The 16371-nt window shown below is 67.8% G+C and carries 12 protein-coding genes and 1 riboswitch; of the genes, 6 read left to right on the top strand and 6 right to left on the bottom strand.

Annotated features, from left to right (window positions below; all coding sequences use genetic code 11):
* Window positions 1-14: 14 nt before the first annotated feature.
* The 4 genes from GOC52_RS03200 (at window position 15) to GOC52_RS03185 (ending at window position 3503) form a co-directional block, all read left to right on the top strand.
* Complete coding sequence (locus tag GOC52_RS03200; RefSeq protein WP_010481875.1) at window positions 15-932, top strand: LysR family transcriptional regulator; 918 nt, start codon at window positions 15-17, stop codon at window positions 930-932.
* 109 nt (window positions 933-1041) lie between these two features.
* Complete coding sequence (locus tag GOC52_RS03195) at window positions 1042-1473, top strand: hypothetical protein (RefSeq protein ID WP_191850675.1); 432 nt, start codon at window positions 1042-1044, stop codon at window positions 1471-1473.
* Between the two features lie 147 nt (window positions 1474-1620).
* Window positions 1621-2616, top strand: a complete 996-nt coding sequence (dusB, locus tag GOC52_RS03190; protein ID WP_191851397.1) for a tRNA dihydrouridine synthase DusB — start codon at window positions 1621-1623, stop codon at window positions 2614-2616.
* A 59-nt stretch (window positions 2617-2675) separates the two neighbouring features.
* On the top strand, window positions 2676-3503 hold the full coding sequence (locus tag GOC52_RS03185) for a class I SAM-dependent methyltransferase (protein ID WP_005415318.1): 828 nt from the start codon (window positions 2676-2678) through the stop codon (window positions 3501-3503).
* A gap of 44 nt (window positions 3504-3547) precedes the next feature.
* Here the strand turns inward: GOC52_RS03185 and GOC52_RS03180 are convergent, their stop codons facing one another.
* The 3 genes from GOC52_RS03180 to GOC52_RS03170 form a co-directional block, all read right to left on the bottom strand.
* The gene (locus GOC52_RS03180) at window positions 3548-4594 is read right to left on the bottom strand and encodes a metal-dependent hydrolase (RefSeq protein ID WP_010481878.1); all 1047 of its coding nucleotides are present in this window, start codon (window positions 4592-4594) and stop codon (window positions 3548-3550) included.
* 119 nt (window positions 4595-4713) lie between these two features.
* Entirely contained in the window at window positions 4714-5514 is an 801-nt protein-coding gene (locus tag GOC52_RS03175; RefSeq protein WP_019338088.1) for a UDP-2,3-diacylglucosamine diphosphatase, read from the bottom strand.
* The gene (locus tag GOC52_RS03170; RefSeq protein WP_191850673.1) at window positions 5511-7226 is read right to left on the bottom strand and encodes a lysophospholipid acyltransferase family protein; all 1716 of its coding nucleotides are present in this window, start codon (window positions 7224-7226) and stop codon (window positions 5511-5513) included. Before GOC52_RS03170 ends, GOC52_RS03175 begins: the two co-directional genes overlap by 4 nt.
* 326 nt (window positions 7227-7552) lie before the next feature.
* Between GOC52_RS03170 and metK the strand changes: the two genes are divergently transcribed.
* Window positions 7553-8764, top strand: a complete 1212-nt coding sequence (gene metK, locus GOC52_RS03165; protein WP_010481882.1) for a methionine adenosyltransferase — start codon at window positions 7553-7555, stop codon at window positions 8762-8764.
* Between the two features lie 65 nt (window positions 8765-8829).
* Here the strand turns inward: metK and GOC52_RS03160 are convergent, their stop codons facing one another.
* Window positions 8830-9792, bottom strand: coding sequence for an IS110 family transposase (locus GOC52_RS03160; protein WP_019336818.1), 963 nt, complete (start codon window positions 9790-9792; stop codon window positions 8830-8832).
* 312 nt (window positions 9793-10104) lie between these two features.
* Between GOC52_RS03160 and GOC52_RS03155 the strand changes: the two genes are divergently transcribed.
* Window positions 10105-10611 carry an acyl-CoA thioesterase gene (locus tag GOC52_RS03155; RefSeq protein ID WP_010481883.1) on the top strand — a complete coding sequence of 169 codons (507 nt, stop codon included), beginning with the start codon at window positions 10105-10107 and terminating at the stop codon, window positions 10609-10611.
* Window positions 10612-10678: 67 nt separating this feature from the next.
* Here GOC52_RS03155 and ppc read toward each other — a convergent pair whose 3' ends face one another.
* Both ppc and GOC52_RS03145 read right to left on the bottom strand, forming a co-directional pair.
* Window positions 10679-13390, bottom strand: coding sequence for a phosphoenolpyruvate carboxylase (gene ppc, locus GOC52_RS03150; RefSeq protein WP_191850671.1), 2712 nt, complete (start codon window positions 13388-13390; stop codon window positions 10679-10681).
* Window positions 13391-13624: 234 nt separating this feature from the next.
* On the bottom strand, window positions 13625-16141 hold the full coding sequence (locus tag GOC52_RS03145; RefSeq protein WP_032952310.1) for a S9 family peptidase: 2517 nt from the start codon (window positions 16139-16141) through the stop codon (window positions 13625-13627).
* Window positions 16142-16261: 120 nt separating this feature from the next.
* A riboswitch (S-adenosyl-L-homocysteine riboswitch) is annotated at window positions 16262-16345 on the top strand.
* Window positions 16346-16371: the final 26 nt, after the last annotated feature.

Here is a 16371-nt window from a genome sequence, read left to right as displayed (position 1 = left end):
CAGAATTTCTCCCCATGCTTCCCACCGAGCGCCTGCGCGGCATAGAGGCCTTCGTCGCCACCGCCGATGCCGGCAGTTTCACTGCCGCCGCCGAACGCCTGCACCTGACCAGTTCGGCGGTGGGCAAGACCATCGCGCGGCTGGAGGCGCGGCTGGGAGCGCGGTTGTTCGAACGCAGCACGCGCCGCCTTCGCCTGACCGAGGCCGGTGAGGGCTTCTACCGCACCTGCGTGCGGGTGCTGGGCGAGCTGGCCGATGCCGAGTCAGTGCTGGTCTCGCACGCAGACGCTCCCGTGGGCCGCCTGCGGGTGGATGCGCCGGCCACCTTCGGGCGCCTCAAAGTCTGGCCGTTGCTGCTGCAGCTGGCCGCCGAGTTTCCACAGCTGCATCCGCAGGTGACCTTCAGCGACCGCTTCAGCGACCTCGCCGAGGACGGCGTCGACCTCGCCGTACGCATCGGCGGTCCCGAGCCGCTGCCCGCCACGCTGGGCAGCCGCCAGCTCGGTTACGAATGCCTGCGCTTCTGCGCCTCCCCGGCCTACCTGCTCCGGCATGGCCAGCCCCGCTCGGCCGCCGAGCTGGCTGGGCATGACGGTGTGCTGTTCGGACGCGCGGACGGCAGCATCGGGCCGTGGCAGGTGGCCGATGGCGGGCAGCGCAGTACACCGCTGCAGGCCCGCGCGCGCCTGGTGGTTGGCAGCGCCGAGGCCCAGGTGGCGGCGGTCGAGGCCGGCTTCGGCATCGCGCAGCTGGCCACCTGGCTTGTCGATGACGCGCTGGCGCGCGGCAGCCTGGTCTCGATCCTGCCGTCGCTGGACTGCCGCGGCCTGCCGCTGCGCCTGTTGTGGCCGCAAGGCCGGCAGCGGCTGCCACGCGTGGACGTGGCCCTGGACCGTCTCGGCGCCGGGTTGCAGATCGATCCGCCGCGCTGAGCGCAGCGCTATCACCTGTGGTCGCATCGGACGGCTGCGACTGCCGGTCGCATTGCCCGCATCCCGCCCCTCACCCACCATCCGCGCAGCGTTTCAGCGTGGGCAGGACATGGACGGATTCCCTTGGTTGCTGGTTGCCGCCGCCGGTAGTGCCATTGCGGCCCTGCTGCATATCGGCTGTATTGCCTTCGGCGCCGCGTGGTACAGGTACTTCGGTGCTGGCCCGCGCATGGTCCGGCTGGCACAGGCCGGGCATTGGTGGCCGCCGCTGATGACCGCCGGCATTACGGCCGTGCTGGTGGCCTGGACCCTGTACGCACTGGCCGCCGCGGGCTGGCATTCGCCGCTGCCGGCCAGCCGTCTGGTCCTGTCGGGCATCGCCCTGCTGTTGCTGCTGCGCGCGGCGATGGGCTTCGGGCTGGCCCTGCTCCAGCCCGGCGACAACGGCCGGCGCTTCTGGGTGGTCAGTTCACTGGTGTACCTCAGCCTGGGGCTGGCCTTCGCCCTGGGTACCCGCCAGGCCTGGCAGAGCCTGGGGTAGCCGCCTACCATCGCCCGCCCTTGGGGGCGGCGGAAGCAACCGTCAAGCATCTCCTGATGCCGGTACGGCATGAGGTCGGTGCCGATCGGCCTGAACCCGAGCCGCGCCGACACGGCCGTACCGCCGCCCGCGCCCTACAATGGGCGCATGCAGATCGGCCCGTACACCATTGCCCCCAACGTCGTGCTGGCGCCCATGGCCGGCGTCACCGACAAGCCCTTCCGCCTGCTGTGCAAACGGCTGGGCGCGGGGCTGGCCGCCTCGGAAATGACCATCAGCGACCCGCGTTTCTGGAACACGCGCAAGTCGATCCACCGCATGGACCATGACGGCGAGCCGGCCCCGATAAGCGTGCAGATCGCCGGCACCGAGCCGCAGCAGCTGGCCGAGGCCGCACGCTACAACGTCGACCACGGCGCGCAGATCATCGACATCAACATGGGCTGCCCGGCCAAGAAGGTGTGCAACGCCTGGGCCGGCTCGGCGCTGATGCGTGACGAGCAGCTGGTGGCGCGCATCCTCGAGGCCGTGGTCAACGCGGTGGACGTTCCGGTCACCCTGAAGATCCGCACCGGGTGGGACTGCGACCATCGCAATGGCCCGGTGATCGCCCGCATCGCCGAGGACAGCGGCATCGCCGCGCTGGCGGTGCATGGCCGCACCCGCGACCAGCATTACACCGGCCAGGCCGAGTACGCCACGATCGGCGAGATCAAGGCCGCGCTGCGCATTCCGGTGATCGCCAACGGCGATATCGATTCGCCGCAGAAGGCGGCATACGTGCTGCAGCAGACCGGCGTGGACGCGGTGATGATCGGCCGCTCGGCACAGGGCCGGCCGTGGATCTTCCGCGAAGTGGCGCACTATCTGGCCACCGGCGAGGAACTGCCACCACCGTCGTTGGCGGAAGTGCGCGACATCCTGCTCGGCCACCTGCACGCACTGCATGCGTTCTATGGCGAGCCGCAGGGCGTGCGCATCGCGCGCAAGCACCTGGGCTGGTATGCCAAGGACCGGCCGGAGAATGCGGCCTTCCGCGCCGTGGTCAACCGCGCCGAAGACCCGCAGAGCCAGATCGCGCTGACCACCGAGTACTTCGACCGCCTGATCGCCGGGGAACCGGCGTTGTCTTCGGCGGCCTGAGCCGCCAATCCTGCGTTTCCGGACAGTCGAGCCTGCTCGACGCTACAAGAGCCCGCCCCATGACCCCGCCGATCTCCTCCCCGACCTACCTGCACGGGTTCTCCGGCACCGAGCAGCAGCGCCTGATGACCCAGGCGCGCCTGCTGGAATCGAGCATCTTCGGCCAGATCGACTACAGCGGCGCGCGGCGCCTGCTGGAAGTCGGCAGCGGCGTGGGTGCGCAGACCGAGATCCTGCTGCGCCGCTTCCCCGAGCTGCACGTGACCGGTGTGGACCTGAGCGAGACTCAGCTGGCCACCGCGCGCGAGAACCTGGCGCGCACGCCGTGGTGCAGCGATCGCTACACCCTGCAGCAGGCTGACGCCGGCGAGCTCCCGTTCGAGGCACGCAGCTTCGACTCGGCGTTCCTGTGCTGGGTACTGGAGCACGTGCCGTCACCGGCGCGCGTGCTGAGCGAGGTGCGCCGGGTGCTGGCACCGGGTTCGCCGGTCTACATCACCGAGGTGATGAATGCCTCGTTCCTGCTCGACCCGTATTCGCCGCACATCTGGCGTTACTGGATGGCGTTCAACGATTTCCAGTACGACCACGGGGGCGACCCGTTCGTTGGCGCCAAGCTGGGCAACCTGCTGCTGGCCGGCGGCTTCCGCGACGTGCACACCGAGATCAAGACCATCCACCTGGACAACCGCGAACCGGCGCGGCGCAAGACGATGATCGCGTTCTGGGAGCAGCTGCTGCTGTCGGCCGCCGACCAACTGCTGCAGGCCGGCTCGGTGGACGAGGAAACCGTGGAAGGCATGCGTCGCGAGTTCCGCCTGGTGCAGAACGACCCGAATGCGGTGTTCTTCTATTCGTTCGTGCAGGGCCGCGCCACGGTGTATTGAGCCGACGCGGCACCAATGCTCCCGCATCCACGCATGGCGTGGATCTACTCGACAGCGCCGACTACGGGCGCATGCCAGATCCGCTGCCACATCGCCGCCAGCCGGCGCCCGGCATCAGCGCGCGCGGCGGGACTGCTGTAATCCGCCCGCAGCTGCTCGGGCGTGATTGGCCGCCACTGCCCGTCGACCTGCTCTGCCACGGCGAAGTTGAAGGTGTAGTCCGGTTCCAGGCCCATGCGCAGGTCGCTCAGCACCAGCCGGCCGTCCATCACCTGCGCACGCATGAAGCCACGGTTGAACCAGGTCAGCTGCTGCACCGCCGGGATGCCCCCTGCTTCACGCAGTGCCTGCACGTTGGACGCGTGGCCTTCGAACTGCATCGGCCCATGGTCGGCCACCAGCGAGCGGTCGCCCACCACGTAGCCGTTCGGCGTCATCGCCACCACCCGCCACAGCAGGGTGTTGAACGGCATCGGCACCGAGAAGCGCGGGGCATCGCCCAGGCCCATCGCCGCCAGGCTCTGCTGGGCAGCACGGTCGACCTGGGCCTTGGCGATCAGGCCCCAGCCCAGATAGGCACTGCTGGCCAGCAACGCCACACCCAGCACCTTGCCAGCCCAGGGGCGGGCGCGGCCAAACCAGGCCAGCACGCAGCCCAGCAGCAGCCACACCGTGTAGCCGGGATCGATGATGAAGACGCTGGAGCCCATGGTCGGGTGTGGCCGCAACGGCCACCACAACTGGGTGCCGTAAACGGTGAATGCATCCAACAGCGGATGGGTGACCAGCGCCAGCTGGATCGCCCAGAACCAGCGCACCGGTGACTGCGCAACCCGGCCGTTGCCGAAGCGCTTGAACAGCCACCAGATCAGCGCTGCCACCCAGGGCAGCACCAGCAGCGAATGGCTGAAGCTGCGGTGCTCGATCATGTTCGCCACGGGGTCGGCGGCGGTGAAGCCAAGCCACAGGGCATCGAGGTCCGGCAGGGTGCCGAGCGCGGCACCGGCCAACAGGGCCGCGCGGCGCTGGCCGGGCGGAGCGATGGCAGCGGCGACGGCGCCGCCGAGCACGATCTGGGTCAGGGAATCCATGGACCGATGCTAGCGGCTTGCGGGCGGTGCATGTAGAGCCGAGCCCATGCTCGGCTGCCGTTACACGCAATGAAGAGCAGCCAAGCATGGGCTCGGCTCTACAAGGGGACAGACGCGGGTTACGCCGCCTGCGACAGGCGCGCGCCCGGCAGCTCCACCAGCGTCTGGCCGTTGTGGTCCAGCAGGCGCAGCGCGCCATCGTGGTCTTCGGCCAGCGCGGTCAGGCTTTCCACCCAGTCGCCGTCGTTCGCGTAGACCAGGCCATCGCGTTCAATCAACGCAGCGCGGTGGATGTGACCACAGATGATGCCATCCAGTCCGCGACGGCGGACATCGTCCAGCCCGGCCTGCACGAAGCGTTCGATGTAGCGTTCGGCGGCGCCGCTGCGCTTCTTCAGGAATTCAGACAATGACCAGTAGCGCATCCCCAGCAGGCGCCGCACCGCGTTCAACGCCTGGTTGCCGGTCAGGATGCGGTAGTACAGCCAATCGCCGAATTTCTCCTGCAGGCCGCCGAAGTGGGTCACGCCGTCGTACTCGTCCCCATGCGCGACCAGCAGCCGGCGGCCATCGGCGGTCACGTGGATGGCGCGGCGGCGCACCTGCATCGCCGGCAGCATCAACCCGCAGACCTGGCGCAGCGAAGCATCGTGGTTGCCGGGGATGTAGACGATCTCGGTCCCGGCACGGCGCAACGCGTGCAGGGCCTGGATGACTTCGCTGTGTGACTGCCGCCAGTTGGCCCGGCGGTGCGCCATCCACCACAGGTCGATGATGTCGCCGACCAGATACAACCGTTCGCAGCGCAGCTGCGAGAGGAACCGTGCCAGCTCGGTGGCATGGCAGTGACGTGAACCCAGATGTACATCGGAGACGAACACTGCGCGCCGGTGCGGCGACAGGTTCGCCAGCGCGCTCATGCCGGCGTCCCCGCGTCGCGCAGGTAGCGTTTGCGCTTGTTCGGCCGGATCGCACACAGGTCCACTTCGATCAGGCCGTCGATCGAATCGCTGAAGTCCGGGTCGACACCGAAGGCGAGGAAGCGGGCACCACCGGGTTCACACAGATCGGTGTACTGGCGGTACAGCGTGGGTACGCCGGTACCGAGCGCAGCCAGGTTGGCCTTGAGCACCTCGAACGCGGCGCCTGCATCCAGCTCACCGAAACTGGGCGGTGCGGCGAAGTACTGGAACGGGCGGTTCGATTCGGCCAGGCCAGCGGTACCGCTGTAATAGCGCTGGTAGTACGCCACCAGCTGCTCGCGCGCTTCACGCGGTAGCGCCGCGCTGATCGACACGGCGCCGAACAGGTAGCGGATGCCCGGCCGGCACTGCAGGTAGGCGCCGATGCCCTGCCACAGATAGTCCAGGCTGCGGCTGCCCCAGTAGTCGGGCACCACGAAGCTGCGGCCCAGTTCCAGGCCCTCGGCGATGTGGGTGATGGCATCGTCGGAATAGCGGAACAGCGACGCGCTGTAGAGCCCGGACAGGCCGTGCCGGGCCAGTGCGTGGGCGCCGCGCATGATCCGGTACGCGCCGGCGATGCGCTGCGCGGCGGCGTCCCAGATCACGATGTGCTCGTACTGCGGGTCGTAGTTGTCGAGGTCACGGCTGCGCCCGGTGCCCTCGCCCACCTGGCGGAAGGTCAGTTCGCGCAGGCGGCCCAGCTCCAGCAGCAGCGGCGAATCGGCAGTACAGGTGGCCAGCAGGATCTGCTTGCCATCGGCGGTCTGGCCCAGCTGGGTCGCTGCGGCAATCCCTGCAGCGACCTGCGAAGGGGGCACCGGGGCGGCCAGCGGCTCAGGGCCTGCGCAGGCAGCGGCATTGCCGGCCGCGCCATTGCGGCCCAGCGCATACAGCGCGCGGCGTACCGCCAGCAGCTGTGCGCCCGGGTCACCGCCATCGCCCAGCCGCATCGGCTCGCCGATGCTCAGCCGCAGCGGGCGGCCACGACGGGTGAACATCTCGCGTGCCAGCAGCGCGGTGCCGGCCGGCTTGAACAGGGTTGATGCGCCGTAGAACAGCGCTGAGTTGCGCGCTTCCACCCGCACTGGCAGCACCGGCGCCCCGGCGGCGCGGGCAAAGCGCACGAACCCGCGCTGCCAGCGACCATCGCGGATGCCTCGCAGCGAGAGGCGCGAGACCTCGCCGGCCGGGAACACGATCACGCACTGCTCGGCGGCCAGCGCCTCCTCCACCGCGTGCAGACTGCCGCGCTGGGCCTTGCCGCCAAGGATGCGCACCGGCAACAGCAGGTCCTGCAGCGGCGCGATGGCCCCCAACAGATCGTTCGCCACGATCCGCACGTCACGGCGGATGCGGCCGACCGCGTCCAGCAGTGCGAGGGCGTCCAGCGCCCCCGAGGGGTGGTTGGCGACGATCAGCAGGCGGCCGGTGGCGGGAATCTTCGCCAGCGCGGCCGGATCCACCTGGTACTGGCCATCGATGAACTCCAGGGCGGCGGCGACGAAGCCGAATCCGCGCAATCCTGCACTGCGCTGCAGGAACGCTTCGATCTGGTCCAGGCGCGACCAGCGGCCGACACTGCGCAGCAACGGCCGTGCCAGTTGGCCCCGGCGGCCGTGGAACCAATCGGGGAAGCGTTGCTGGAGACGCTGTTCGAGTTCCTGCATGGCGGATCCACTCATGCCCGGCGGCCGGATTGGCCGACAGCCTGCGCCCGGCAGGCGGCAGCCAGATGGCGGTTTCGGGGCAGAACGATGACGGCCGGCCTGGCAGGGTCGCGGCCTGCGCGGTCCGGGGTTGGACAGCGCCGTCCGTCGTCACGCTGGTGGAACACTGGGCCTCGAGGCCGGGCCCAATCCCGTCACGACGGCCCTTGCCAGGCCTACGCGGGCTTAACCACCGGCAACCGGTACCGGTTCACAATGCACAGGCGGCGCACCCCGTGTATCATTCGCGCCCATCTTTCCATCCGAATCAAGGGATATTACGCCTGATGTCCAGCTATCTCTTCACCTCCGAGTCGGTCTCCGAAGGCCATCCGGACAAGGTTGCCGACCAGATCTCCGATGCGGTGCTGGACGCGATCCTGACCCAGGACCAGCGCGCCCGCGTGGCCTGCGAGACCATGGTCAAGACCGGTGTTGCCATCGTGGCCGGTGAAATCACCACCAGCGCCTGGATCGACCTGGAAGCACTGACCCGCAAGGTCATCACGGACATCGGCTACGACAGCTCCGACGTCGGCTTCGACGGCGCCACCTGCGGCGTGCTGAACCTGATCGGCAAGCAGTCGCCGCACATCGCCCAGGGCGTGGATCGCAAGAAGCCGGAAGAAATGGGCGCTGGCGACCAGGGCCTGATGTTCGGCTATGCCACCAACGAGACCGACAGCTACATGCCGGCCGCGATCCACCTGTCGCACCGCCTGGTCGAGCAGCAGGCCAAGATCCGCAAGAAGAAGAACTCGCCGCTGTCGTGGCTGCGCCCGGACGCCAAGAGCCAGGTCACCCTGCGCTATGAAAACGGCGTGGTCTCGGCCATCGACGCCGTGGTCCTGTCGACCCAGCATGCCCCGGGCATCAAGCAGAAGGACCTCATCGAGGCCGTCCGCGAAGAAATCATCAAGCCGGTGCTGCCGGCGAAGTGGCTGCACAAGGGCACCAAGTTCCACATCAACCCGACCGGCAAGTTCGAGATCGGTGGCCCGGTGGGCGACTGCGGCCTGACCGGCCGCAAGATCATCGTCGACACCTACGGCGGCTGGGCCCGTCACGGTGGTGGCGCCTTCTCCGGCAAGGACCCGTCCAAGGTCGACCGTTCGGCCGCCTATGCGGCCCGCTACGTCGCCAAGAACGTGGTTGCCGCCGGCCTGGCCGACCGTTGCGAAGTGCAGGTCTCCTACGCCATCGGCGTGGCTGAGCCGACCTCGATCTCGGTCACCACCTTCGGCACCGGCAAGATCAGCGACGACAAGATCGAGAAGCTGATCCGCAAGCACTTCGACCTGCGCCCGTACGGCATCATCAAGATGCTGGACCTGGTGCACCCGATGTACCAGCAGACCGCGGCCTATGGCCACTTCGGCCGCAAGCCGAAGGAGTTCAGCTACCTCAACGGCGAAGGCGAGACCGTCAACGCCACGGCCTTCTCCTGGGAGAAGACCGATCGCGCCGCCGCCCTGCGCGCCGATGCGAAGCTGAAGTAAGAAACACGAAGGGCCGCTCACGCGGCCCTTCTGCGTTCTGTAGAGCCGAGATCCTATGTTCGCGGTCAAGCCTGCTGGAAGCAGGCTTGACCCACTTTCAGCATGGCGGGGTCAAAGTCCCGCCCGCTTTTGAAGACCCCCCAGGCGATCCTGGCCAGCTTTCTGGCCAGGATGTTAAAGCTGGCGGTACTGCTGTGACCACGTTCGCGGATGGCCGTATAAAGGGCTTTGCCGCCTTTGGATCGGGTCAGGCCCATGGCCGCCATGTAGAGGATCTGGCGCAGGCTGGCGTTGCCACGCTTGGACAGGCGCCGTCTGCCGATCCGCGCACCGGATTCGTTGGGTCGCGGATCCAGACCGCTGCAGGCAATCCAAGCGTCTGAGCTGGTCAAGGGCCAGCGCGTGATGTGATGGGTGATAAAGGCCGCAACCGTCGGTCCGATCCCCGGGATGGTCATGATCCGCCGATACAGGTCGCGCTGTTCGCCGCTGCGGCACAGTTGCTGAATCTGTTGGTCGAGCATGGCAATGGCCTCTTTCAGACCACCGAAGATGCGCCCAAAGATGGCCGACTCCGACGCTCCCGCGCCTAGCGAGAGATTCAACTTCGCCTTGCTCCGGACCAGGCTGTCGCGTTGCTGGAGTAGCACATGCAGCTGCTCCTGCGCAGGTGAACGGGCGACATGCTCATGCAGATTGTCGGCCTCCTTAGCGATGTAACGCGCGATAACCTGCGCGTCACCTGAGTCGGTTTTGCCGCGGCAGGCCACGCCCTTGGCGTAATGTTTGATGTCGCGCGGATTGAGCACAAAGACGGCGTGACCGGCCTTCTGGGCAGCCTGAACCACAAGCTCGTGGTAGCGATTGGTTGCCTCCACTCCAATGCGAGATCTGGCCGGCAGGGCGGACACCCACTTAGTGATGGCCGACGCTGAATTGGTGATGCGGGCGCTGCCCTTGGTGCCGTGATGGGCCACCACAAGGGTCTTTGAATCGGCATCGATGCCGAAGGCCAAACGATCTGACATCTGCGCAACTCCCAGCTATTGTTGAGGGGCTGGGGTGGTACCGCACCACGTTGGCTTGCCTACATCGGCGGTCCTCAAAGGCCGCTAGATCCCTTATCGACGTTAAGGTGCGGGATGGGGATCGCTCGGCTCGTCTGTCGGCTGGTACCCGCAGATATCATGTTGACGGTCCCTCCACCCTGGCTCCTACATACCTCGTAGGAGCCGGGAGGAACATACAAGCCCATGCTCGGCTTTCTTTTTCTTGCGACAAGAGCAGCCGAGCATGGGCTCGGCTCTACAAGAGCTACGCCACGCCGATACAATCGCCCCATGTCGACCGAACTGAAAACCCACCAGCTGTCCATGACCGTGCTGATGTCGCCGGAAATGGCCAATTTCTCCGGCAAGGTCCACGGTGGCGCGATCCTGCGGCTGCTCGACCAGGTCGCCTATGCCTGTGCCAGCCGCTACGCCGGCAGCTACGTGGTCACCCTGTCGGTCGACCAGGTGATGTTCCGCCAGCCGATCGCGGTGGGCGAGCTGGTCACCTTCCTGGCCTCGGTGAACCATACCGGTACCTCGTCGATGGAAATCGGCATCAAGGTGGTGGCCGAGGACATCCTCAAGCGCAGCGTGCGCCACGCCAACAGCTGCTTCTTCACGATGGTGGCGGTGGACGAGGAAGGCCGGCCGACGCCGGTACCGCCACTGCAACCGGCCACCTCCGACGAGAAGCGCCGCCAGGCCGCCGCACAGATCCGCCGCCAGCTGCGCCAGGAAATGGAACAGCGGCACCTGGAACTGCTGGCGTCGAATCCGCCGTCGCCGGAGGAGTGAGGGCGTGCGGGGCACGCCCCGCACCCACCGAGGCAGGTAGCGCCGGGCCATGCCCGGCGGATACGCATCACCCGGTGTTCTGCACGCCCTGCGAAACACCGTTCACGCACGCCACGAGCGCGCGCAGCAGTTCGTCATCCTCGCGTCCGCTGGCCCGCCAACGCTGCAGCAGATCCACCTGCAGCACGCTGATCGGATCGACGTAGGGATTGCGCAGGCGGATCGACAGCGCCAGCCGCGCATCGTGGTCCAGCAGCGTCTGCTGGTCCATCAACGCCAGCAGCCAGTGCCGGGTGAGTTCCAGTTCACGCTGCACCTGCGGGAAGAAACGCCCATGCAGGTCGCCCGACAACAGCGAGAACTGCTCGGCGATGGTGATATCGCCCTTGGACAGCACCATCGCGATGTCGTCCAGGAAGGTGCGGAAGAACGGCCAGTCACGCGCCATATCGCGCAGGGTCTGTTCGTGGCCGGCATCGACCGCCGCCTGCAGGCCACTGCCCACGCCGTACCAGCCGGGGATGACCGCGCGTGCCTGGCTCCAGGCGAACACCCAGGGAATCGCGCGCAGGTTGCCCAGTGCCGCGTCCTGGCCGAGCCGACGCGAAGGACGCGACCCCAGCGTCATCCGCTCGATCACGTCGATGGGTGTGGCGGTACGGAAGTAGTCCATGAAGCCGGCCTGGCCAACGAACACGCGATACACCTCGCTGCTGGCCGAGGCCACCGCGTCCATCACCGGCCGCCACTCATCCTCGCGCGGCTCGGCGGCACGCGGGCGCAGGCTGGCGCGCAGCACTGCACCGGTGGCCTGTTCCAGCGAGCGCAGGGCCAGCGCGCGGATGCCGTATTTGCGATGGATCACCTCGCCCTGCTCGGTCACCCGCAGGCGGCCATCGATGCTGCCGCGCGGCGACGCATCGACCGCGTGCGTGGTCTTGCCACCGCCACGGCTGATCGAACCGCCACGGCCATGGAAGAAGGTCAGGCGGATGCCGGCCTCGGCCGCCACCTCCAGCAGTTCCACCTGCGCACGCTGCAGGCCCCAGCGCGAAGCGGCAATGCCACCGTCCTTGCTGCTGTCCGAATAGCCCAGCATCACCATCTGCACGTCGTCGCGCGCACGCAGATGGGCGCGGTAGACCGGGTCGGCCAGCAGGTCACGCAGGGTCGCGGTGCCGCGCTTGAGGTCATCCACGGTCTCGAACAGTGGCGCGATGTCGAGCGGCACCGCACCGCCCTCCTCTACCAAACCGCCACGGCGTGCCAGCGCCAGCACCGCCAGCACATCGCTGCGGTCGTGTGCCATCGAGATGATGTAGCTGCCCAGTGCATCGCTGCCATGCCGCGCGCGCGCATCGGCCAGTGCAGCGAACACCGCATCCAGCCGCTGGTTGCCCTCGTCATCGCCATTGGGCAGCGTGTCTTCCCCGCTGGCATGCCGGCCCAGCAGGCGCGCACGGCCCAGCGCATCCAGCGCCTGCCAGCTTTCTTCGCCGCCCAGCACCGCAGCCAGTGCGCGCGCATGCACGCTCGATTCCTGGCGCACATCCAACCGCGCCAGATGGAAGCCGAAGGTCTTCACCCGCCACAGCAGGCGCTGCACGGCGAAGCCGCCTGCATGTTCGCCGCGATTGGCGCGCAGGCTGTCGAGGATCAGCTGCAGGTCGTCGATCAGTTCGGCGGGGCCGGCGTAGGCGCCCCTGCCATCATCCAGCGTCGCCTGCAGGCGTGCGCGCATGCGGTCATTGAGCAGGCGGTACGGCATGTCGGCATGACGCGGGCGCGACTGCACCTGCGGCAGCAGCTGCTGGTACTGCGCCACGCGTGCCTGCAGCGAATCACTCACACCCACCCGCTCGGTAGACTGGCTGAGCAGGCTGGCCAGCTGCAGCAGTTCCTTCTGGTAGCGCCCCAGCACTGCCTGCCGCTGCGCATCCAGCGTGTTGCGGATGGTGGTGGCATCCACATTCGGATTGCCATCCATGTCGCCGCCTACCCACGTGCCGAAACGCAGCAGGCGCGGCAATGGCAGTTCTTCACCGTAGGTATCGCGCAGCGCCTGCTGCAGCGATTCGTACAGCACCGGAATCACCCGGTACAACACCTGCACCAGATAGAAGCCGACATGTTCGCGCTCGTCATCCACGGTGGGCCGCACCGGCGAGGAGTCGGTGGTCTGCCACGAGGCCGTCAGCGCCATGCGGAAGCGCGCGGCGTCGGCCGCGGCCTCACCTGGCGTGCGCTGGCCGTCGAGGTTGTCGACCAGGCTGGCCACCATCAGCTGCTCTTTTTCCAGCAGCGCGCGGCGCACCGCCTCAGTCGGGTGCGCGGTGAACACCGGTTCGATGTCGATGCGCGGGAGCCACTGCGCGAGTTCGTCCAGGCCCACGCCCTGCGCCTTCAGGTGCTGCAGCGCGTCCTGCAGGCCATCAGGCTGTGCACCTGCGGTACCGGCGCGCTGATAGTCACGGCGACGGCGGATGCGATGCACGCGCTCGGCGATGTTGACCACCTGGAAGTACGTGCTGAACGCACGCACCATGGTTTCGGCCTGCTGCGGCGTGCGCCCGGCCAGGCCATCGGCCAGCTCCGACAATGGAGCTTGATTCTCGCGGCGGGCGATGGCGCGGGTGCGCACGTCTTCGACGTCGTCGAGAAACGCGGCGGACACCTGTTCAACCAGCAGGTCACCGACCAGCGCGCCGAGCCGGCGCACGTCATCGCGAAGCGGAAGATCGGGAGAAGCAAACTCGATGCTGCTGCGGTACTCGTTCATCGGCGACGCACAGGCCTCGGTCAACGGATCCAGGCCCCAAGCCTAAACCAGAACGGGCGTCGTGCTGCGATGCAAAAATGGTTTCATCTGCACGCATCCATGACGGACGCAGCCGAGCATGGGCTCGGCTCTACAAGCGTCGTGGCGCGTGACACCGTGTAGCGCCCGAGCCCATGCTCGGGCGGCGGCGCAGCCGCACAGGCGGCCCCGTTGCGGGGGCCGCCGTCACACTAGTCAGCGCTTCTTCTTCGCCTTGCCCTGCTCGGCCGGGCCGATGGTCTGCTCCAGCCAGCGCTCGCTCTCGGCCAGCATGGTCATGATCGATTCGCGTGCGCGGTAGGCATGCGATTCGTTCGGCAGCATCACCAGCCGCGCGGTACCCCCCAGGCCCTTCACCGCCGCGAACATGCGCTCGCTCTGGATCGGGAAGGTGCCGGAGTTGTTGTCGTCCACGCCATGGATGAACAGGATCGGATCCTTGATCTTGTCGGCATAATTGAACGGCGCCATCTTCTGGTAGACGTCCTGCGCCTGCCAGTAGTTGCGTTCCTCGGCCTGGAAACCGAACGGGGTGAGCGTGCGGTTGTAGGCACCGCTGCGCGCGATGCCGGCCTTGAACAGGCGTGTGTGCGCCAGCAGGTTGGCGGTCATGAACGCACCGTAGGAATGGCCGCCGATGGCGATGTGATCGCGATCGGTCACGCCACGACGCACCACCTCATCCACCGCGGCCTGCGCGTTGGCCACCAGCTGTTCGATGTAGGTGTCGTTCGGCTCCTTGTCGCCCTCACCGATGATCGGCATCGACGGGCTGGCCAGCACCACATAGCCCTTGGCCAGGAACGCCTGCGGGCCCCAGTAGCTGACCGCATTGAAGCGGTACGGCGAATCGGTCACCTGGCTGGCCGCGGCCGCGCTCTTGAACTCGCCCGGGTAGGCCCACATCAGCAGCGGCCGCGGGCCGTCGCGCTTCGGGTCGTAACCCGGCGGCAGCAGCAGGGTCGCGGTCAGGTCGACGCCATCCTTGCGCTTGTAGCGGATCTGCTCCTTCTGCACGCCCTTCAGCTGCGGCAGCGGATGGGCGAAATGGGTCAGCGCGCGCGGTGCGGCACCGGCATCGGCCAGCGACTGCACGTAGAAGTTGGCCGGCTCATCCGGGCTTTCACGGCTCAGCAGCAGCGAGCTGCCTTGGTCGTCCAGCAGCGCCACTGGCGCGGCGTAGCTGGGCGCCTGCGAGTGGAACAGGCGGGTGGCCTTGCCCGTGGAGATGTCGAAGCGGTCCACGAACGGGCGGTCGCCCTCCGGCGATGCACCGGCACCGGCCAGGTACAGGCTGCTGCCATCGGCGGTGGTCTGCAGCAGCGAGCGCCCGCGGTCGTCGCTGGACAACAGCGGACGGCCCGGATCGGAATAGCGGTCCTGCGCGTCACGATCCCACAGCAGGCGCGGCTCGGCACCTGCATTGTCCGGGGCAATCAGCCAGGTCCTGGTCTTGCGCGTCTTCCACCACGACTCGGTCAGCAGGGCCAGGTCGCCACGGCCCCAGTTGATACCCACCAGACGGCTGCCGAGCTGGGCCAGGGTCACCGGCGGCTTGTCGAACGGCGCGGCCTGCATCAGCACCGCATCGCGCACCTTGGCCTCCCGGTTCGGATCACCACCGTCCTGTGCCTCGGCCCAGACCAGGGTGGCATCGGCATCACCCCGCCAGCTGATGTCGCGCACGCCGGTCACTTCGGCGTCGTTGCCGGTCGGCAGGCCTTCCACCAGCGGACGCACGGCCACGGTGTGCACCAGCTTGCCGCTGGCACGGTCGATCACTTCGATGCGGCGCGGGAAACTGCTCACCGGCACCACGTAGGAGTACGGCCGCTGCACCGGCTGGCGCAGCACGAAGCGGCCATCCGGCGACACTGCAAAGCCCATGAAGATGCCGGCCGCGCCGATCGCGCGGGTGCTGCCATCCAGGCTGACTTCCATCGGCTGGGTGGTGGCGTAGTAATCGAACTGGCGGGCGTCGGCCTCGTTCTTCAGCAGGTCCTGGTAGGTACGGATCGACACCACGCCGCCGCCCTGGCGGGTCTGCTGCACGGCCGGGCCGGTCGGAATGCCGTCGGCGGCCGGGGCCGCACCGAGGCTGGCAGGGCGGGTGAACACCACCAGGCCGCGGCTGTCCGGCAGCCACTGGTAGCCGCTGCCGATCACCGTGTTCAGGCCGGCAACCAGACGGCGGGCACTGCCACCGGCCACGTCCACCAGCCACAGTTCATTGGCGCCACTGGCGGCATCGACCTGGTTGAAGGCCAGCCACTTCTGGTCCGGCGACCACATCACACTGGCGATCGACAGCTTGGCCGGCAGGCCGCTGATCTGCCGTTCCTTGCCGTCGGCCACGTTCATCAGCCACAGCTTCTCGCCGAAGCTGAAGCGGCTGTCGGAGAACGTACGCGGGTTGATGCGCAGGCCGGCCAGCTTCAGTTCCGGCTGCGCCACCACCTGGATCGAAGGCAGCGACGGCATCTGCATCATCGCGGCCACGTCGCGGCGTGGCGACAGGTACAACGAGGGCGCACGGGGCGCGTCCACCACCGCCTGCAGCGCGGCCGACGGCAGTTCATAGCCGTTGACGCCCTGGGCCTGTGCGGCCGCGGGCTGCGGCGCTGCCGCCCAGGCCAGCGGGGCCACCGCCAGCAGTCCCATCGACAGGACCAGGCCGGTCCAGCGCCGTGTGCGGCGCGCGTGCATGCTCATCGTTCCACCTGTGTGATGCGTGAAAACACCGACCTTAACAGTCTGTGCACGCGATCCCATCTGCCGATGGTTGGGTCGTTCCGATGTCATGCCGGGGCCGCGATATAATGGGGGTTCTCCCCTGCCGAGGGGCGCTGCGACCGGATCCCACGAGGCCCGGCCAGGCTCGGTAAGGTGGCTTTGTAACAACGGCGCCCGGCTAGATGCGAGCACCCGCTCGTCCACAACCG

Source organism: Stenotrophomonas sp. SXG-1 (assembly GCF_014083965.1).
Taxonomy (GTDB): domain Bacteria; phylum Pseudomonadota; class Gammaproteobacteria; order Xanthomonadales; family Xanthomonadaceae; genus Stenotrophomonas; species Stenotrophomonas geniculata.
Note: the sequence above shows the minus strand (reverse complement) of the source record. Positions and strands in the feature narration are given on the sequence as shown.